The organism is Bacillus sp. NPDC094077 (assembly GCF_050279465.1).
Lineage (GTDB): Bacteria > Bacillota > Bacilli > Bacillales > Bacillaceae_G > Bacillus_A.
Genome location: NZ_JBNNUF010000001.1, coordinates 800025 through 818362, shown reverse-complemented (window position 1 = coordinate 818362; position 18338 = coordinate 800025). Strand labels below are relative to the sequence as shown.

20 protein-coding genes and 1 pseudogene are annotated in these 18338 nt (G+C 37.0%); 19 read left to right on the top strand and 2 right to left on the bottom strand.

Going from position 1 to position 18338, the window contains the following annotated elements; translation table 11 throughout:
- Window positions 1-102: 102 nt before the first annotated feature.
- From grpE to ACQKNR_RS04225, 8 genes are all read left to right on the top strand, one after another.
- The gene (gene grpE, locus ACQKNR_RS04260; RefSeq protein WP_087970622.1) at window positions 103-669 is read left to right on the top strand and encodes a nucleotide exchange factor GrpE; all 567 of its coding nucleotides are present in this window, start codon (window positions 103-105) and stop codon (window positions 667-669) included.
- A gap of 26 nt (window positions 670-695) precedes the next feature.
- Window positions 696-2531 (top strand): chaperone protein DnaK, encoded by a 1836-nt coding sequence (gene dnaK / locus ACQKNR_RS04255; RefSeq protein ID WP_427315594.1) that lies wholly within the window; start codon window positions 696-698, stop codon window positions 2529-2531.
- A 204-nt stretch (window positions 2532-2735) separates the two neighbouring features.
- Window positions 2736-3851, top strand: coding sequence for a chaperone protein DnaJ (gene dnaJ / locus ACQKNR_RS04250; protein WP_427315593.1), 1116 nt, complete (start codon window positions 2736-2738; stop codon window positions 3849-3851).
- Between the two features lie 28 nt (window positions 3852-3879).
- Entirely contained in the window at window positions 3880-4818 is a 939-nt protein-coding gene (gene prmA, locus ACQKNR_RS04245; protein WP_427315591.1) for a 50S ribosomal protein L11 methyltransferase, read from the top strand.
- Window positions 4819-4962: 144 nt separating this feature from the next.
- Entirely contained in the window at window positions 4963-5712 is a 750-nt protein-coding gene (locus ACQKNR_RS04240; RefSeq protein WP_427315589.1) for a 16S rRNA (uracil(1498)-N(3))-methyltransferase, read from the top strand.
- Window positions 5713-5718: 6 nt separating this feature from the next.
- Window positions 5719-7071 (top strand): tRNA (N(6)-L-threonylcarbamoyladenosine(37)-C(2))-methylthiotransferase MtaB, encoded by a 1353-nt coding sequence (gene mtaB / locus ACQKNR_RS04235; protein ID WP_427315587.1) that lies wholly within the window; start codon window positions 5719-5721, stop codon window positions 7069-7071.
- A 316-nt stretch (window positions 7072-7387) separates the two neighbouring features.
- Window positions 7388-7561 carry a 30S ribosomal protein S21 gene (rpsU, locus tag ACQKNR_RS04230; RefSeq protein ID WP_000048061.1) on the top strand — a complete coding sequence of 58 codons (174 nt, stop codon included), beginning with the start codon at window positions 7388-7390 and terminating at the stop codon, window positions 7559-7561.
- Window positions 7562-7576: 15 nt separating this feature from the next.
- Window positions 7577-8020, top strand: coding sequence for a GatB/YqeY domain-containing protein (locus ACQKNR_RS04225; RefSeq protein WP_427315585.1), 444 nt, complete (start codon window positions 7577-7579; stop codon window positions 8018-8020).
- Window positions 8021-8149: 129 nt separating this feature from the next.
- On the opposite strand, the pseudogene ACQKNR_RS04220 reads toward ACQKNR_RS04225, so the two are convergent.
- Both ACQKNR_RS04220 and ACQKNR_RS04215 read right to left on the bottom strand, forming a co-directional pair.
- A pseudogene (locus ACQKNR_RS04220) lies at window positions 8150-8427 on the bottom strand (DUF4253 domain-containing protein); the annotation flags it as partial.
- Between the two features lie 136 nt (window positions 8428-8563).
- Entirely contained in the window at window positions 8564-8860 is a 297-nt protein-coding gene (locus ACQKNR_RS04215) for a hypothetical protein (RefSeq protein ID WP_427315583.1), read from the bottom strand.
- 474 nt (window positions 8861-9334) lie between these two features.
- Here ACQKNR_RS04215 and yqfC point away from each other — a divergent pair, with 474 nt between their 5' ends.
- The 11 genes from yqfC to ACQKNR_RS04160 all read left to right on the top strand — a co-directional run bounded on the left by yqfC (window position 9335) and on the right by ACQKNR_RS04160 (window position 18335).
- The gene (yqfC, locus tag ACQKNR_RS04210) at window positions 9335-9628 is read left to right on the top strand and encodes a sporulation protein YqfC (protein ID WP_427315581.1); all 294 of its coding nucleotides are present in this window, start codon (window positions 9335-9337) and stop codon (window positions 9626-9628) included.
- Window positions 9629-9789: 161 nt separating this feature from the next.
- The gene (gene yqfD, locus ACQKNR_RS04205; RefSeq protein ID WP_427315579.1) at window positions 9790-10989 is read left to right on the top strand and encodes a sporulation protein YqfD; all 1200 of its coding nucleotides are present in this window, start codon (window positions 9790-9792) and stop codon (window positions 10987-10989) included.
- A 3-nt stretch (window positions 10990-10992) separates the two neighbouring features.
- Entirely contained in the window at window positions 10993-11952 is a 960-nt protein-coding gene (locus ACQKNR_RS04200) for a PhoH family protein (protein ID WP_427315577.1), read from the top strand.
- A 185-nt stretch (window positions 11953-12137) separates the two neighbouring features.
- On the top strand, window positions 12138-14282 hold the full coding sequence (locus tag ACQKNR_RS04195; protein ID WP_427315576.1) for an HD family phosphohydrolase: 2145 nt from the start codon (window positions 12138-12140) through the stop codon (window positions 14280-14282).
- Window positions 14279-14749: an rRNA maturation RNase YbeY gene (ybeY, locus tag ACQKNR_RS04190; RefSeq protein ID WP_427315574.1), complete on the top strand. Its 471-nt coding sequence runs from the start codon at window positions 14279-14281 to the stop codon at window positions 14747-14749. Before ACQKNR_RS04195 ends, ybeY begins: the two co-directional genes overlap by 4 nt.
- A complete protein-coding gene (locus ACQKNR_RS04185) occupies window positions 14746-15099 on the top strand; it encodes a diacylglycerol kinase family protein (RefSeq protein ID WP_427315572.1) in 354 nt (117 codons plus the stop codon). The genes ybeY and ACQKNR_RS04185 overlap by 4 nt, the downstream gene beginning before the upstream one ends.
- Before the next feature lie 99 nt (window positions 15100-15198).
- Window positions 15199-15597 carry a cytidine deaminase gene (locus tag ACQKNR_RS04180; protein ID WP_427315570.1) on the top strand — a complete coding sequence of 133 codons (399 nt, stop codon included), beginning with the start codon at window positions 15199-15201 and terminating at the stop codon, window positions 15595-15597.
- Entirely contained in the window at window positions 15590-16495 is a 906-nt protein-coding gene (gene era, locus ACQKNR_RS04175; RefSeq protein ID WP_193410377.1) for a GTPase Era, read from the top strand. The genes ACQKNR_RS04180 and era overlap by 8 nt, the downstream gene beginning before the upstream one ends.
- A 176-nt stretch (window positions 16496-16671) precedes the next feature.
- Window positions 16672-16815, top strand: a complete 144-nt coding sequence (locus ACQKNR_RS04170) for a YqzL family protein (protein WP_000883924.1) — start codon at window positions 16672-16674, stop codon at window positions 16813-16815.
- Between the two features lie 33 nt (window positions 16816-16848).
- A complete protein-coding gene (recO, locus tag ACQKNR_RS04165) occupies window positions 16849-17595 on the top strand; it encodes a DNA repair protein RecO (RefSeq protein WP_193410376.1) in 747 nt (248 codons plus the stop codon).
- Between the two features lie 107 nt (window positions 17596-17702).
- On the top strand, window positions 17703-18335 hold the full coding sequence (locus ACQKNR_RS04160; protein ID WP_000583758.1) for a helix-turn-helix transcriptional regulator: 633 nt from the start codon (window positions 17703-17705) through the stop codon (window positions 18333-18335).
- Window positions 18336-18338: the final 3 nt, after the last annotated feature.

Genomic DNA, 18338 nt, shown 5'->3' with positions numbered 1-18338 from the left:
CATTCGCTCAAGTGATGAAATTTTCATTGCTGTGTGTAATATATAATGCTTAGGTAATCATGCTAAGCGTGATACCTAATACCTTTTAAGGAGGTGAAAATTGTGGAAGAGCGTAACGAACAAGTGGTAGAAGAAGTGAAAGAAGCGCAAGTTGAAGAAGCTGTCACGCCAGAAAACAGTGAAAAAACTGTAGAAGAAAAAAGTGAGGCTGCTCTTTTACAAGAAAAAGTAGATGAGTTACAAGCGAAACTAACGGAAACGGAAGGTCGCACATTACGTCTACAAGCTGATTTTGAAAATTATAAGCGCCGTGTCCAAATGGATAAACAGGCTGCTGACAAATATAGAGCACAAAGTCTAGTTTCAGATATTTTGCCAGCTCTTGATAATTTTGAAAGAGCGATGCAAGTGGAAGCGACTGACGAGCAAACGAAATCCTTATTACAAGGTATGGAAATGGTGCATCGTCAATTGCTAGAAGCGTTGACTAAAGAAGGTGTGGAAGTGATTGAAGCTGTTGGTAAACAGTTTGATCCGAATGAACACCAAGCTATTATGCAAGTGGAAGACAGTGAATTTGAATCAAACGCGGTAGTTGAAGAATTCCAAAAAGGTTATAAACTAAAAGATCGTGTGATTCGCCCATCAATGGTAAAAGTAAATCAATAATTTACATAAAAGTAGGAGGATTCGCCATGAGTAAAATTATCGGTATTGACTTAGGTACAACAAACTCTTGTGTAGCTGTTATGGAAGGTGGAGAACCAAAGGTTATCCCAAATCCAGAAGGAAACCGTACAACACCTTCTGTTGTAGCTTTCAAAAATGAAGAGCGTCAAGTTGGGGAAGTTGCGAAGCGTCAAGCAATTACAAACCCAAATACAATCATGTCTGTTAAACGTCATATGGGTACAGACTACAAAGTAGAAGTTGAAGGTAAAGATTTTACACCTCAAGAAATTTCTGCAATCATTTTACAAAACTTAAAAGCTTCTGCTGAAGCATACTTAGGTGAAACAGTAACGAAAGCTGTTATTACAGTACCTGCATACTTCAACGATGCAGAGCGTCAAGCAACGAAAGATGCTGGTCGTATCGCTGGTTTAGAAGTTGAGCGTATCATTAACGAACCGACAGCAGCAGCACTTGCTTACGGTTTAGAAAAACAAGATGAAGAGCAAAAAATCTTAGTATATGACTTAGGTGGCGGTACATTTGACGTATCTATCCTTGAGTTAGCAGACGGCACATTCGAAGTTATTTCAACTGCTGGTGACAACCGTCTTGGTGGAGATGACTTTGACCAAGTTATCATCGATCACTTAGTAGCTGAATTCAAAAAAGAAAACAACATTGATTTAAGCCAAGATAAAATGGCACTTCAACGTTTGAAAGATGCAGCTGAAAAAGCGAAAAAAGATCTTTCAGGTGTAACACAAACACAAATTTCATTACCATTCATTAGTGCTGGAGCTGCTGGCCCATTACACTTAGAATTAACGTTAACAAGAGCGAAATTCGAAGAGCTTTCAGCAGGTCTTGTTGAAAGAACGTTAGAGCCAACTCGCCGTGCATTAAAAGACGCTGGCTTTGCTCCAAGCGAATTAGATAAAGTTATCCTTGTTGGTGGATCTACTCGTATCCCAGCTGTACAAGAAGCTATTAAACGTGAAACTGGTAAAGAGCCATACAAAGGCGTAAACCCTGATGAAGTTGTAGCATTAGGTGCTGCGGTTCAAGGTGGTGTACTTACTGGTGATGTAGAAGGCGTACTATTATTAGACGTAACTCCACTTTCTTTAGGTATTGAAACTATGGGTGGCGTGTTCACGAAATTAATCGAGCGTAACACTACAATTCCAACAAGTAAGTCACAAGTATTCTCAACAGCTGCTGATAACCAACCGGCAGTAGACATTCACGTACTACAAGGTGAGCGTCCAATGTCAGCTGACAACAAAACATTAGGTCGTTTCCAATTAACGGATCTTCCACCAGCACCACGTGGTATTCCACAAATCGAAGTAACATTCGATATTGATGCGAACGGTATCGTTAACGTACGTGCAAAAGACTTAGGAACAAGCAAAGAGCAAGCTATTACAATCCAATCTTCTTCAGGTCTTTCTGATGAAGAAGTAGATCGTATGGTACAAGAAGCAGAAGCAAATGCTGACGCTGACCAAAAACGTAAGGAAGAAGTTGAACTTCGTAACGAAGCTGACCAACTTGTATTCCAAACAGACAAAGTTGTAAAAGATTTAGAAGGTAAAGTAGATGCAGCTGAAGTTGCAAAAGCAACAGAAGCGAAAGAAGCATTACAAGCTGCAATTGAGAAAAACGAGCTTGAAGAAATTCGTGCGAAAAAAGATGCTTTACAAGAAATCGTACAACAATTAACTGTTAAATTATACGAGCAAGCTCAAGCAGCTGCTGGTCAAGCAGAAGGTGCGCAAGGTGCACAAGACGCTGGCGCGAAGAAAGACAATGTAGTTGACGCTGAGTTTGAAGAAGTAAAAGAAGACAAGTAATTCAACTGTAAACATAATAAGTAAGATGACAAAAAGTCAAAGTCAAGCGTGCCTTGACTTTGGCTTTTTTCACGAATGAGAAGCGATGTGTGAGGATCTTAAGTTTTTCGCTTTGCATACTGTAAGTGAGGAAACTTTGTTGCAAAGCACTTTCTTTCGGTGTTAAAATTACGTTTATGTGAAAGATTCGGGGGTTGTAAATTTATGAGTAAACGAGACTATTATGAGGTCCTTGGACTTAGCAAGGGCGCTTCAACAGATGAAATAAAAAAAGCGTATCGTCGTTTGGCTAAAAAATACCATCCAGACGTAAGCAAAGAAGAAAATGCAATTGAAAAGTTTAAAGAAGTACAAGAAGCATACGAAGTGTTAAGTGATGATCAAAAGCGTGCGCAGTACGATCAATTTGGTCATGCTGGTGCAAATCAAGGATTCGGTGGATTTGGCGGCGGAGGAGACTTCGGCGGTGGCTTCGGTTTTGAAGATATATTTAGTTCTTTCTTTGGCGGTGGCGGCGGCAGACGTCGTGATCCAAATGCTCCGCGCCAAGGTGCTGACTTACAATATCAAGTCACTTTAGATTTTGAAGAAGCTATTTTTGGTAAGGAATTAAATGTGGAAATTCCAGTAGAAGATCCATGTGATACTTGTAAAGGTAGTGGAGCAAAACCAGGAACTTCAAAAGAAACATGTAAACATTGTTCAGGCTCTGGTCAAGTAAGTGTAGAACAAAACACACCGTTTGGTCGTATCGTAAACCGTCAAGCTTGTGGTCATTGTTCAGGAACTGGACAAATTATTAAAGAAAAATGTACGACATGTCACGGTTCAGGTAAAGTTCGTAAACGTAAAAAAATCAATGTTAAAATTCCAGCGGGTATCGATAATGGTCAACAAATTCGTGTGTCTGGAAAAGGTGAAGCCGGCGTAAATGGCGGACCAGCAGGAGACTTATATGTTGTCGTTCATGTAAGAAATCATGAATTCTTCGAGCGTGAAGGAGATCACATTATTTGCGAAATGCCATTAACATTTGCGCAAATGGCGCTTGGTGATGAAGTGGAAGTTCCTACTGTTCATGGTAAAGTGAAGCTGAAAATTCCAGCAGGAACACAAACTGGAACAGAATTCCGCTTAAAAGGAAAAGGTGCTCCAAACGTACGTGGATATGGTCAAGGAGATCAATATGTAGTCGTTCGTGTTGTTGTACCGACGAAATTAACTTCACATCAAAAAGATTTATTGCGTGAATTTGCAGGACAAGAAGAGCAGGATGATAGTTTGTTCGGAAAGCTTAAGCGTGCTTTCAAAGGGGAATAATGGAAATAAAAAATGGAGTTGGTAAATTGTGAAATGGTCAGAAATTAGTATTCATACAACAGAAGAAGCAGTAGAAGCTGTCTCTCATATTTTACATGAAGCTGGTGCTAGCGGAGTTGCGATTGAGGATCCAGCGGAGTTGACGAAAGAGCGCGAGCAACAATATGGTGAAATTTATGCATTGAATCCAGATGAATACCCGGCAGAGGGTGTATTAATAAAAGCATATTTCCCGCAAACGGATTCTTTACATGAAACGATTGCAGGTGTAAAATCATCTATTGATGTGCTTCCATCTTACGACATCGAAATTGGTACTGGTAATATTACCGTTAACGAAGTCAATGAAGAAGATTGGGCTACTGCTTGGAAAAAGTATTACCATCCAGTACAAATTTCTGATACATTCACAATCGTACCGACGTGGGAAGAATATACACCATCTTCTCCTGATGAAAAAATCATTGAATTAGACCCAGGTATGGCGTTTGGTACAGGAACTCATCCAACAACAACGATGTGTATTCGTGCTTTAGAAAAAACAGTTCAACCAGGTGATACGGTCATTGATGTAGGAACAGGTTCTGGTGTACTTAGTATTGCAGCGGCAAAATTAGGTGCGTCTTCTGTTCAAGCATATGATTTAGATCCAGTTGCAGTGGAAAGTGCAGAAATGAATGTACGTTTAAATAAAACAGATGATATAGTTACTGTTGGACAGAACAGCCTATTGGAAGGTATTGAAGGACCTGTTGATTTAATCGTAGCGAATTTATTAGCAGAAATTATTCTTTTATTCCCTGAAGATGCAGCGAGAGTTGTGAAGTCGGACGGATTATTTATTACATCGGGCATTATTGCTGCGAAGGAAAAAGTAATTTCTGAGGCGTTAGAAAAAGCTGGATTTACAATTGAAGAAGTGTTACGAATGGAAGATTGGGTAGCAATTATTGCACGAAATGCGTAATATAGATTTTAGTCTATAATGAAAAGGGGAGTCTCTCACTATAAAGTGAGGGACTTGCCGTTTGTTATATGAAAAATGATAACGTTTCGTTCTTTTCGTAAGTGTTGACTTACGAAAGGAACGAAACTCTACTAAGGTGATTATATGCAACGTTATTTTGTAGAAGAAAAACATGTAAGTGAAGCGAAGATTCGCATTGTAGGTGATGATGTACATCACATTGCGAGAGTAATGCGTATGTCAGCTGGAGATCACATTTATTGCTGTGTGAACGGAAAAACAGCAGTATGTTCAATTGATGAAATTACCAGTGAATTTGTTGAGACAGCTATTGTAGAATGGGTAGAGGCATCGAGTGAACTTCCTGTGTTCGTGACGATTGCAAGTGGACTGCCGAAAGGAGACAAGCTAGAGTTAATTTTCCAAAAAGGAACTGAGCTTGGGGCAGCCGCATTTTTACCATTTCAAGCATCCCGCTCTATCGTAAAATGGGATGCGAAAAAAGCTGATAAAAAAGTTGAGCGTTTAAGAAAAATTGTGAAAGAAGCTGCGGAACAATCGCATAGAAGTGAAGTTCCAGAAGTACATGCTCCAGCATCGTTTAAGCAATTGCTTTCAATGAGTGGTGAGTATGATGTTTGTCTGGTTGCGTACGAAGAGGAAGCGAAACAAGGCGAGAAATCTAATTTTGCGACAGCTTTAACGACAATGAAACCAGGTCAAAAGCTATTGATTGTATTTGGCCCAGAAGGTGGTTTAGCTGAGGAAGAGATTACAGCGCTTCGTGAACATAAATTTGTACCATGTAGTTTAGGACCAAGGATTTTAAGAACGGAAACGGCACCGCTTTATGCGTTAAGTGCTGCTTCTTATCATTTTGAATTGATGGGGTGATGATCAATGTCAACTGTTGCGTTCCACACGTTAGGTTGTAAAGTAAACCACTATGAAACAGAGGCAATTTGGCAATTGTTTAAACAAGGTGGTTATGAAAGAACTGAATATGAAAAGAAAGCTGATGTATATGTTATTAATACATGTACAGTAACGAATACGGGAGATAAGAAAAGCCGTCAAGTAATTAGACGTGCTGTGCGTCAAAATCCGGATGCAGTTATTTGTGTAACGGGATGTTATGCACAAACATCTCCAGCGGAAATTATGGCAATTCCAGGTGTAGATATTGTAGTTGGTACACAGGATCGTGAAAAGATGTTAGGCTACATCGAAGAATTCCGTAAAGAGCGTCAACCAATTAATGCTGTCCGCAACATTATGAAAACACGTGTATACGAAGAACTTGATGTACCTTATTTCACGGATCGTACACGTGCATCTTTAAAAATACAAGAGGGTTGCAATAACTTCTGTACGTTCTGTATCATTCCTTGGGCGCGTGGTTTAATGCGTTCTCGTGATGGGAAAGAAGTTATTAAACAAGCACAGCAATTAGTAGACGCAGGCTATAAAGAAATCGTATTAACAGGTATTCATACAGGTGGATACGGTGAAGATATTAAAGATTATAACTTAGCTGGATTACTTCGTGACATGGAAGCAGAAGTAGACGGATTAAAACGTCTTCGTATTTCTTCTATTGAAGCGAGTCAAATTTCAGATGAAGTAATTGAAGTGTTAGACAAGTCTGAAATAGTTGTACGCCATTTGCACATTCCGTTGCAATCAGGATCTAATACTGTATTAAAACGTATGCGTCGTAAGTATACGATGGAATTTTTCCAAGAGCGTTTAGATCGTTTGAAAGAAGCGTTACCAGGCCTTGCGATTACATCAGACGTAATCGTCGGTTTCCCAGGTGAAACAGAAGAAGAATTCATGGAAACATACAATTTCATTAAAGAGAATCGCTTCTCTGAGTTACACGTGTTCCCTTACTCAAAACGTACAGGAACACCTGCAGCGCGCATGGAAGATCAAGTTCCTGAAGATGTGAAGAACGATCGTGTTCATCGTTTAATTGAACTATCTAATCAATTAGCGAAAGAGTATGCGTCTCAATTTGAAGGTGAAGTGCTTGAAATTATTCCAGAAGAGCAATTTAAAGAGGGCGAACGTGAAGGGTTATATGTAGGTTATACAGATAACTACTTGAAAATTGTATTTGAAGGATCTGAAGAATTAATTGGTAAGCTAGTGAAAGTGAAAATTACGAAAGCTGGTTATCCATATAACGAAGCGCAATTCGTTCGTGTTCTTGAAGATGATGTGAAAAAAGAATCAGCAAGCGCATAAAAAAAGCATGCAACCGGAAACGGTTTGCATGCTTTTTTCGTCGAGAAGTTAAGTACTGAAAAGATGGGTAGTTGTTTAGTACATCTTTTATTAAAAAGGTGTACTGGTAAAAACATGGTTGTCTTTAGGTGGAGGGATAAGGGCTGTCTGCATAGCTTTTAAAAAAGGAAGGGCATCGATTCGTCTTTTATTCTGCAAATAGTTGACCTGAAGTGATAAAATGTATTATAATCGTAAAAGACATGCTGAAGAAGTGTTTCTTTTTGCATGCTGAAGTTAGTATGTAAGTGTGATGTTTCGGAGGGAGGGAAAGAGAATGTCAAAAACAGTCGTTCGTAAAAACGAGTCTTTGGAGGATGCACTTCGCCGTTTTAAAAGATCGGTTTCTAAAACTGGTACACTTGCTGAAGCAAGAAAGCGCGAGTTTTATGAAAAACCAAGTGTAAAACGTAAGAAGAAATCTGAAGCGGCAAGAAAGCGTAAATTCTAAGAGAGGGTGTAAGTTATGAGTCTTCTCGGTCGTTTAAACGATGATATGAAACAAGCGATGAAGAATAAACAAAAAGAAAAATTAACCGTCATTCGTATGGTTAAGGCTGCTTTACAAAATGAAGGTATTAAACTGCAACATACTCTTACTGAAGAAGAGGAACTAACGGTTTTAGCTCGTGAAGTAAAACAGCATAAGGACTCCCTCCTTGAATTTAAAAAAGCTGGTCGTGAAGACCTTGTTAATAAACTGCAAAGTGAAATTCAGATTTTAAGCGCATATTTGCCAGAGCAATTAACTGAAGAAGAACTAGTTGATGTAATCAAGCGAGTTATTTCTGAAGTTGGTGCGACTTCTAAAGCAGATATGGGTAAGGTGATGACTGCTGTTATGCCGAAAGTAAAAGGTAAAACAGACGGATCACTTGTGAATAAGTTGGTTATCCAGCTATTAGCATAAAAAAACGTCTCATTTCGTATGAGACGTTTTTTATTGTTCTTATTGAAAATGACGCTATATTAATAAAAAGCGTTCCTGTTAATGATAGAAACGCCTCTGGTATGTAAAAAGTAACAATCTTAGTTATGATTAATCCCACCACAAAAAAGCTTTTTCGTTTTCTTAATTTCTTCAATTAATTTTTCAATACTTTCTGTTCCTTGTTCCGCTATATCTGGACAAAATTCATACATTTCTTGGTCTGTAGGTAACACACTAAAAATGGCATCAACTGAGTCATGATTAGCACCAATAATGATAAACGGATAGCGATTATTCCATTTTCTTAGTTTAGAAATAACATCTTCATTGCTAACCTCGTAATTAACACCATTTGTTTGTTGGATTGTAAGGATATCAAATTGACCCCGCTGTTTGCGGGCAGTAAGACTCCCGCTTCAAAATTCGGCACATGCGAGGAAGTTAGGTGGGAGATTAACTGCCCGTAAAAGCCCGATTGTTTCAACTAATAATCAGAGGGGGATGGAAAAAATCCCCCTCTGATTAAAGTTTCACTTTACCATTTCCTTGTATGATTCCTATTCTACACTCACTCTTCTTTCCTTCACTAAATTTTCTTTCGTAAATAAAAGCTAAGTATCCAAGTTTTTTAACTTGAGATTGAAGTTTTATAACTTGCTGTTCAGCGTAACTTTCAAAGGTAACGAAAGAGATTCCCGCTATTTTAGATTCTAAATCAGTCGTGTAAAAGGGCTGGATACTACTATCGGTAACTTGCTTTATAATGTTCAAAATTTCTTGAGTAAATCCAATTTCCTTTAGTATTTCCTCACTTATCATTTCATTTTTTGTTTTTTAATGAAACCTAATATTTTTTTGAAATTCATATAACAACCACCTATAAAATATTCTTCCTTACAACGCAACATTCAGAGCGGAGGGCGATTTCCTTTTTCAAATATTATATCTATGTCTAATGAATGACAACTACTTATCCTATGATCAGTATGTCATATCCAGAACCAATTGTAACAGGATTTTTTACGCTTCCAACTTCTCGTCAGGCTCAATTTCTTAGTGCAACTTGTACTGATATCCCGTAGGGGCGCATATTCTTGTATTAATACTCCTATTATTCAGGATAACATCCTCTGATCCATCATTGTCCCGACAAATATGATTTCATATAGCGGCTGTTTTAATTAACATGATATGAACTCTTTCAGAATATAGTTATGTTAGTGAAGTCGTTATAACACGATAGGCACTTGTGAAGAAATACATATATATGGGATGAGAGGGGGGTCTTTTGAGATGAAGAAATTAGAGCAAATGAAAAATTGGTTAACAAAACAAGTAGACCTACCAGTGGATGTATTAATGGATCTACCTCGGATTACTCTTGTTGGGCAAATACATATTTATATAGAAAATCATCGAGGGTTATTAGTGTTTTCAGATAAAGAAGTGCGATTGCTATTAAAACACGGTCAATTACTAATTAAAGGACAATCCTTTGTTATTAAAACGATTCTTCCAGAAGAGCTTTTACTCGAAGGGATAATTGAACAAGTAACATTTTTGGAAAATGAAAAAAAGGAGGATTGAAGTGAAACTTCCATTTGTGAAGTTTTTCTTCTTTATCCTGTAAAAGTTCCGTTGATAGAGAAAGATTAAAGTTTCACCTTGTTTCACTTTAGTACGAGCTATTTTAATGTTTCAAATGAAAAGTAGTATATCTACTTTTGGAAAGGTAGTGAAGGTAGTAGATGAAAAATAAATGGTTTATAAAGTGGCTTGGGTATGTAAAAGTGCGAATTGAAGGTAGGGGAGTGGAGCGGTTTGTTAACGAATGTGTACGGAGAAATTTATTGGTTTGGGATGTTAAGAAGATTGCTGATGAAACGTTAGTTTTTTGTATGTTGTTACGCGATGTGAAAAAAATAAAACCAATCTATAGAAAAAATGAATGTAAATTATATTTTATTGGACGCTACGGTTTTCCCTTTTGGAATAAGCGTTTAATTAAAAACAGTGGTTTTTTAATCGGTTTTTTAATTTTCTTTTTTGGCATGATTACAATGTCAAATATGGTTTGGAAAATTGAGATTACAGGAGCAAAACCTGAAACAGAATATATATTGATGAAAGAATTGGACAAAATGGGTATTAAAAAAGGGAAACTACAGTTTCAAATGCCTAGTGTAGAAGATGTACAACGCCATTTGACAAACAATATTAATGCGATTACTTGGGCAGGACTAGAAGTAAGAGGGACGACGTATCATTTTAAAATTGTTGAAAAAAACGAACCGAAAAAAGAAAAGGAGCAACAACCACAAAATTTAGTGGCAAAAAAAGAAGCAATTATCACAAAAACATTTGTTGAAGTTGGAAAACCGGTTGTCATGAAAAATGATCATGTAGAAAAGGGGCAGCTCCTCGTATCGGGAATATATGGTAATGAGGAGAATCCGACGGTTGTTTCAGCGAAAGGTATTGTATATGGAGAAACGTGGTACACATCTGAGGTGAATGTTCCGTTAAAGACACAATTTCAAGTGTATACTGGGAATGCATACAATGAATATTTTCTTAAATTTTGGGATGCGAAAATAAAAATATGGGGATTTCAACATGATAAGTATAAACGCTCTCGTACTGAAAGTATAAAACATGATGTGAAATTATTTGGTTTTACATTACCGATTGCATATGAAAAAGATATTGTACGAGAAGAGGAAGAGGCAAATCGAGAATACACAGAAAAACAGGCATTGAAAGTAGCGAAAGAGATGGCTGAAAAAGAACTAAAGAAAAAATTGGATGAACATGCTATGATTGTAAGTGATAAGATTTTGAGTAAAGAGGTTGAGGCGGATCAACTAAAAGTCACATTGCATTATACTGTAATTGAAAATATTGCAGAGCCACAACCGATATCCGAATCCGATATTCAAGGAGACTGAGTAATGGCAGAACAATTAGTAGAAATGAACCAACAATTGGAAAATACTAACGAAGCAATCGCTCTTTTTGGAGTCAATGATGCTCATTTAAAGGTAATTGAACGAGAACTTAATGTATCGATCGTAACTAGAGGAGAAACAGTTCATGTGTCTGGGGCAGTTGAAACTGTGACACTCGTAGAAAAAATCTTACAGCAATTACTTGTTGTTATTCGTAAAGGTGTATCAATTACAGAAAGAGATGTTGCATATGCAATTCAGCTCGCACAACAAGGGAAAATTGCTCAATTTGAAGAGTTATATGAAGAAGAAATTTTTAAAACGGCAAAAGGTAAATCCATTCGTGTAAAAACAATGGGGCAAAGACGATATATTCATGCAATGAAGAAGAATGATATTGTATTTGGGATGGGACCTGCTGGGACGGGGAAAACATACTTAGCTGTAGTAATGGCTGTGAGAGCTTTAAAGCAAGGGTATGTAAAGAAAATTATTTTAACAAGACCTGCTGTAGAAGCTGGAGAAAACTTAGGTTTTTTACCAGGGGATTTAAAAGAGAAGGTAGATCCGTACTTACGTCCATTGTATGATGCGCTGCACGATATTCTTGGACAAGAATATACGCAACGTATGATGGAACGAGGAGTAATTGAAATCGCGCCGCTTGCTTATATGAGAGGGCGTACGCTTGATGATTCATTTGTTATTTTAGATGAAGCGCAAAATACAACTGGTGCCCAAATAAAAATGTTTTTAACAAGATTAGGCTTTAGTTCTAAAATGGTTGTAACAGGGGATCCTTCGCAGGTGGATTTGCCAAAAGGAGTGAAATCTGGCCTTTCAATTGCTGCAAATGTTTTATCTGGTGTATCGGGTCTTTCGTTCATTACATTAGAACAAAGTGACGTTGTAAGACATCCGTTAGTGCAACGTATTATTGAGGCATATGATAAAATGGAATGATCCTATTTGTCAGGATCATTTCTTTTTGTATGATAAGGTTGGCGAGTGGCAATTTTTTTACTATCATGAAAGAAGAAGAGAATAAGCGATAAATGATGTATTATTCTAAAAGCATCGCTAGCTAGAAGAAATGAAAGCTATAAATAGTTTCGCTTTATTTCTGGAGAGGAGAAGGTATTGAAATCATGTCAAGATCTCAAGAAATTTCTAAGTGGTTTCGTAATTTACAACATTCGAAAAAACTAAGTTGGATTTCTTACGTTGTATTAGGAGCGGTGCTGTTTTTTGCACTTATGAATAATGTAAAGCCAGAGCAATTAGATGTTGAAACATACTCTATTGCTAAAAAAACAATCCACTCTCCTATTAAAATTGAAGATAAAGTTACAACAGAAAAAAAGAAAAAAGAAGCCGCTACCAAAGTTGAAGATCAGTATACATATAGAAGTGAGCTTAAACAAAATAAAGTGGATATTGTTAATGATGTTTTTTCTAAGGTAGATGAAGTGGTACAAGAGATTAAAGCTGTTGGACCAGATGAACAAAAAAAGATTACCGATGCTGATAAAGTGGAAAAGTTGAAAAAGAAATTACCTGTCGATTTAACGAAAGATTTATCGGACTCAAACTTACTAAACTTGATTAACGCAGATTCAAGCCAATTGGTATTAGCGAAAGATGCAGCAGTCACAGCTATTAATAGTATTATGACTGAGCATATTAAAATGGACGAATTGAAGGACGCAAAAGAGCGGTATGTAAGTGAGATGAATAGTGTTAATGTCGATAATGGTTTAAAAGAAGCTATTAAGGCATTAGGGAAATATGCGATTTCAGCAAACTATTTTTATGATCCGGGCTTGACAAAAGAGAAGAGAAAAGCAGAGGAGGATTTAGTTCCGCCTGTTTATATTCTTCAAGGACAAGTTCTTGTTAGAGAAGGTGAAACCATTTCAAGTGATATGTATAATCAGCTGAAATTAGTCGGCTTGTTAGAGAAAGGTAATAGCTTCCAACCCTATGTGGGATTAGCGGTGCTTATTGGTGTGCTATTATACTTTATGCATAAACAGTTTGAAGTGTTTTTACAGCGAAAAAGAGAAGATAGACCGTATATTTTAGCTTATATTACCATCTTGTCTATTACGATTGTTTTAATGAAAATCATTAGCTTGTTCCAAAAGCTTGAATATGCAGGAATCGCGTATGTTGTTCCAGTTGCAATGGGAACAATACTTGTAAAACTAATGATTGGTGACCGATTTGTATTTTTAACAAGTATGATTTTTTCTGTGTGCGGAAGCATTATGTTTAATGAAGGAGTAACGAGCACACTCAATTATAGTGTAGGAATCTATGTTTTATTAAGTTCATTATCAGTTAGTATTTTCTTGAGAGAAAAAAATCGTCGTACGATGATTTTACAAGCGGGTATACTTGTTTCTGTATTAAATGTAGTCGTATTGGCGGCATTGTTATTGTTACGTAATGGGAATTTTTCACCTCTTGAAATTGGTACGCAATTATTAATGGCTTCCTTATCAGGAATCATCTCTTCGGTTCTAGCTATGGGGATTTTACCATATTTAGAGAGTGGGCTTGGAATTGTATCAAGTATGAAACTGATGGAACTATCAAGTCCGAATCATCCGCTTTTGCGTAAAATTTTGTTAGAAGCGCCAGGGACATATCACCATAGTGTAATGGTGGCGAATCTGTCTGAATCGGCTTGTGAAGCGGTTGGAGCAAATGGTGTATTAGCTCGTGTAGGAGCGTATTATCATGATGTAGGAAAAACGGTGCAACCACAATTCTTTATTGAAAATCAGATGGGAATTAAAAACCCGCATGATAAATTAGACCCTGTAACGAGTAAAGATATTATCATTGCTCATGTAACGGATGGGGTAAAGATGTTAGAAGAATACCATATCCCGCAAGAAATTATTGATATTGCTGGGCAACATCATGGTACAACGTTGCTTAAATATTTTTACTATAAGGCGATTAAAGAAGATAAGGAAAAATATACAGAAGAGATGTTCCGTTATCCGGGATCAAAAGCAACTTCTAAAGAGTCGGCAATTGTTGGTATTGCTGATAGTGTAGAGGCTGCGGTGCGTTCCATGAATCATCCAACGCCAGATCAAATTAATAATTTAGTGCAGAGTATTATTAAAGATCGTTTACAAGATGGACAATTTAGTGAATGTGATTTGACATTTAAGGAACTACAAATCGTGGGAAAAACGTTATGTGAGACGTTAAATGGTATTTTTCATTCTCGTATTACATATCCGGAACTACCGGAAGATAAGGAGAAAGAATGAGTTTATTAATTGATTTTATGGATGAAACAGAAGAAGTAAAAGAGGAATATGTAAATCTAATTCGTGAAGTGTTAGAAAAAGCAGCTCAAATGGAAAATATAGAGGATGGTGCGGAGTTATCAGTGACATTTGTAGATAACGAGCGCATTCGCGAGATTAATCGTGATTACCGAGATAAGGATCAGCCTACTGATGTAATTTCCTTTGCTATGGAAGAGCTGGGAGAAGGAGAAATGGAAATTTTAGGTACGGAGATGCCGCGCATGCTAGGGGATCTTATTATTTCTATTCCTAGAGCGAAAGAACAAGCTGAAGAGTATGGACATTCTTTTGATCGTGAGCTTGGCTTTTTAGCGTTACATGGCTTTTTACATTTGCTTGGTTATGATCACATGACAGAAGAGGATGAGAAAGAAATGTTTGGAAGACAAAAAGAAATTTTAGAAGCGTTTGGATTAGGTCGATGAAAAAGGGAAAACTTATAGATAGTTTTGGATATGCTATAGCTGGTATATTCTTTTGTCTTCGTCAGGAACGAAATATGAAAATTCATTATTTAGCCGCAGTCATTGTTATATGCTGCGGCTTTTATTTCCATATTACGAAAGTAGAGTGGATGGTATTACTTATTGTAATAGGAATTGTAATGAGTTTAGAGATGGTAAATACGGCTGTGGAGAAAACAGTAGATTTAGCGACTGCCGATATTCATCCGTTTGCGAAAATTGCAAAGGATGTCGCAGCAGGAGCAGTTTTATTATTTACAGTTATAGCTGTTATAATTGGTGCTATTATCTTTTTACCGTATGTGGTATAGTTGCATTCCGAAGCTTTTATTAAGCTTTGGAAGTGCCTTGAAGGCCTTTAATGAGAGAGTGTATCTATTCACAGTTGTGAACAGGAAGGATGCGGGAATATGAATAGCAAACAATTAATTCAAGAAGCAATCGAAGCGCGTAAACAAGCGTACGTACCATATTCTAAATTTCAAGTAGGAGCAGCATTATTAACGCACGATGGAAGAGTATATCGTGGATGTAATGTTGAAAATGCATCCTATGGCTTATGTAACTGTGCAGAACGAACAGCTTTATTTAAGGCGGTTTCTGAAGGAGATAAAGAGTTTGCAGCTATGGCAATCGTAGCGGATACAAAGCGTCCAGTACCTCCTTGTGGAGCATGTCGACAAGTTATGGTAGAATTATGTAAACAGGATACGAAAGTATACTTATCAAACTTACATGGTGACGTTCAAGAGACAACAGTCGGAGAATTGTTACCAGGAGCATTTTTAGCGGAGGATTTACATGAATAGAAAAGGTTATAAATCAGGTTTTGTCTCTATTATTGGCAGACCGAATGTTGGGAAATCTACATTTTTAAATCGTATTATTGGCCAAAAAATTGCTATTATGAGTGATAAGCCACAAACAACTCGTAATAAAATTCAAGGCGTTTATACAGAAAACGATTCACAAGTAATTTTCATTGATACACCAGGGATACATAAACCTAAACATAAATTAGGTGACTTCATGGTGAAGATGGCTCAAACGACATTGAAAGAGGTTGACATTGTTCTGTTTATGGTCAATGCAGTTGAAGGATTTGGTCGTGGTGAGGAATTCATTATTGAGAAATTACAAGAAACGAAACAACCGGTATTTTTGGTAATTAATAAAATTGACCAAGTTCATCCAGAGCAATTGTTAGAGTTAATTGATCAATATCGTAAACTACATGAGTTTGCAGAGATTGTACCAATTTCTGCATTAGACGGTAATAATGTGGAATCTTTAATTGGAGCAATTAAAAAGTATTTACCAGAAGGGCCACAATATTACCCCGATAATCAAGTAACGGATCATCCAGAGAGATTCATCATTGCGGAGCTTATTCGTGAAAAAGTACTTCATTTAACACGTGAAGAAGTACCACATTCTGTAGCTGTTGTTATCGATGCGATTCAAAAACGTGAAGGCGGAGCGGTTTATATAAATGCGACGATTGTTGTTGAACGTCCATCACAAAAAGGAATTATTATTGGAAAACAAGGAAAGATGTTAAAAGAAGTAGGAAAACGAGCGCGTTTTGATATTGAAGCACTTCTTGGCTCTAAAGTATTTTTAGAAGTATGGGTAAAAGTACAAAAAGATTGGCGCAATAAAATGTCTCAACTTCGTGACCTTGGTTTCCGCGAGGACGAGTACTAAAATAGAGTAAAGCTGTAATCAGCGGATGTTTTGTTCATCCGCTGATTATTGGTTTTTATGAACTTTGATAAATTAGGAAAAATTTTTCTCACATGAAAATGGACAAAATGGGTCAATTTAATAACAACAAAAGAAATTGGTTTATAGGCTACGCTTATTGAGAAAGGTGGATTCTTATGCTAGATTTTACCTGGAAGTTTTTCTCCAAAACAGGAAGCATTGAAACGTACTTGCTTTTGAAAGAGATGGAAAAAGACGTAAACGATGAGATGGATCAACATGAAGAGGAGCTAGCGCATCTAGACTCTCCAATTTCTTGACCCGTTTTGTTCAAACCTTGGATGGTGACGAACATGTTTCAAAAAGTTGAGGGCATCGTTATCCGTACGACAGATTACGGAGAAACGAACAAGATTGTTACAATATTCTCAAGAGAACTTGGTAAGGTAAGTGCAATGGCAAGAGGAGCGAAAAAACCGAAAAGCCGGTTAGCCTCTGTTTCGCAACTTATGACACATGGGCATTTTCTTATTCAAATGGGATCTGGACTTGGAACTTTGCAACAAGGCGAGATTATTTCAACTATGAAAGAAATTCGCGAGGATATATTTTTAACCGCTTATGCATCATTTATTGTTGAGTTAACTGATAAAGCAACAGAAGATAAAAAACATAATCCATATTTATTTGAAATGTTATATCAAACGTTGCATTATATGTGTGAGGGTGTTGACCCAGAAGTGTTATCATTAATTTATCAAACGAAAATGCTTCCAGTATTAGGGATGCGCCCGTACTTTGATACATGTGCGATTTGTCATCAAGAAACAGATTTTGTCGCCTTCTCTGTTCGAGAAGGCGGTTTTCTGTGCTCACGTCATGCGGAGCAAGATCCGTATCGTATACCGGTAGGAGAAGCTGTTCATAAATTGTTACGTCTTTTCTACCACTTCGATTTACATAGACTTGGCAATGTATCAGTGAAGGATAGCACAAAAAAACAAATGCGTTTAGTATTGAATACATATTATGATGAATATTGCGGGATTTATTTGAAATCAAGACGTTTCCTAGAACAACTTGATAAGTTTCAAATATAATTTTGGGCCGTATACGGTCCTTTTTACATACTTTCTTTTTCGAATAGCATATTTAGTATATAATATTTAAGAGATAGTATAACTTTTTTCGTTGTGCATTAAAGGTGGTGATTATCATAGAGCTGAATAAACGGCAAGAACATATCATTCAGATTGTAAAAGATCACGGTCCTATTACAGGGGAATCAATTGCAGCGCAATTGGGTTTAACACGTGCAACGCTAAGACCAGACTTAGCAATTTTAACGATGGCTGGTTATTTAGAAGCGCGTCCACGCGTAGGTTATTTTTATACGGGTAAAACTGGGGGACAGCTATTATCTGAAGCTGTTAAGAAAATTAAAGTACAAGATTATCAATCTAGACCGGTTGTAATTGATAAAAATGTTTCTGTATACGATGCAATTTGTACGATGTTTTTAGAAGATGTTGGTACATTATTCGTTGTAGATCAGTCGACTCTATTAGTTGGTGTTGTGTCTCGAAAAGATTTATTACGAGCTAGCTTAGGAAAGCAGGATTTAACCTCTCTTCCGGTTAATATTATCATGACAAGGATGCCAAACATTGCGATGTGTCGTAGAGAGGATTCTTTATATGATATTGCGATGGAATTAATAGAAAGACAGATTGATGCGATGCCAGTTGTAAAAGATACGAAGCAAGGTTTAGAAGTGATTGGGCGAATTACAAAAACAAATATTACACGTGCGTTTGTAAACTTAGTAAATAACGAATAAGTG

Excerpts from the sequence above, each read along its gene's own strand:
- dnaK (WP_427315594.1), top strand. The coding sequence starts at position 696 with ATGAGTAAAATTATCGGTATTGACTTAGGTACAACAAACTCTTGTGTA.
- dnaJ (WP_427315593.1), top strand. The coding sequence starts at position 2,736 with ATGAGTAAACGAGACTATTATGAGGTCCTTGGACTTAGCAAGGGCGCT.
- ACQKNR_RS04240 (WP_427315589.1), top strand. The coding sequence starts at position 4,963 with ATGCAACGTTATTTTGTAGAAGAAAAACATGTAAGTGAAGCGAAGATT.
- mtaB (WP_427315587.1), top strand. The coding sequence starts at position 5,719 with ATGTCAACTGTTGCGTTCCACACGTTAGGTTGTAAAGTAAACCACTAT.
- rpsU (WP_000048061.1), top strand. The coding sequence starts at position 7,388 with ATGTCAAAAACAGTCGTTCGTAAAAACGAGTCTTTGGAGGATGCACTT.
- ACQKNR_RS04225 (WP_427315585.1), top strand. The coding sequence starts at position 7,577 with ATGAGTCTTCTCGGTCGTTTAAACGATGATATGAAACAAGCGATGAAG.
- ACQKNR_RS04215 (WP_427315583.1), bottom strand. The coding sequence starts at position 8,860 with ATGATAAGTGAGGAAATACTAAAGGAAATTGGATTTACTCAAGAAATT.
- yqfC (WP_427315581.1), top strand. The coding sequence starts at position 9,335 with ATGAAGAAATTAGAGCAAATGAAAAATTGGTTAACAAAACAAGTAGAC.
- yqfD (WP_427315579.1), top strand. The coding sequence starts at position 9,790 with ATGAAAAATAAATGGTTTATAAAGTGGCTTGGGTATGTAAAAGTGCGA.
- ACQKNR_RS04200 (WP_427315577.1), top strand. The coding sequence starts at position 10,993 with ATGGCAGAACAATTAGTAGAAATGAACCAACAATTGGAAAATACTAAC.
- ACQKNR_RS04195 (WP_427315576.1), top strand. The coding sequence starts at position 12,138 with ATGTCAAGATCTCAAGAAATTTCTAAGTGGTTTCGTAATTTACAACAT.
- ybeY (WP_427315574.1), top strand. The coding sequence starts at position 14,279 with ATGAGTTTATTAATTGATTTTATGGATGAAACAGAAGAAGTAAAAGAG.
- ACQKNR_RS04185 (WP_427315572.1), top strand. The coding sequence starts at position 14,746 with ATGAAAAAGGGAAAACTTATAGATAGTTTTGGATATGCTATAGCTGGT.
- ACQKNR_RS04180 (WP_427315570.1), top strand. The coding sequence starts at position 15,199 with ATGAATAGCAAACAATTAATTCAAGAAGCAATCGAAGCGCGTAAACAA.
- era (WP_193410377.1), top strand. The coding sequence starts at position 15,590 with ATGAATAGAAAAGGTTATAAATCAGGTTTTGTCTCTATTATTGGCAGA.
- ACQKNR_RS04170 (WP_000883924.1), top strand. The coding sequence starts at position 16,672 with ATGCTAGATTTTACCTGGAAGTTTTTCTCCAAAACAGGAAGCATTGAA.
- recO (WP_193410376.1), top strand. The coding sequence starts at position 16,849 with ATGTTTCAAAAAGTTGAGGGCATCGTTATCCGTACGACAGATTACGGA.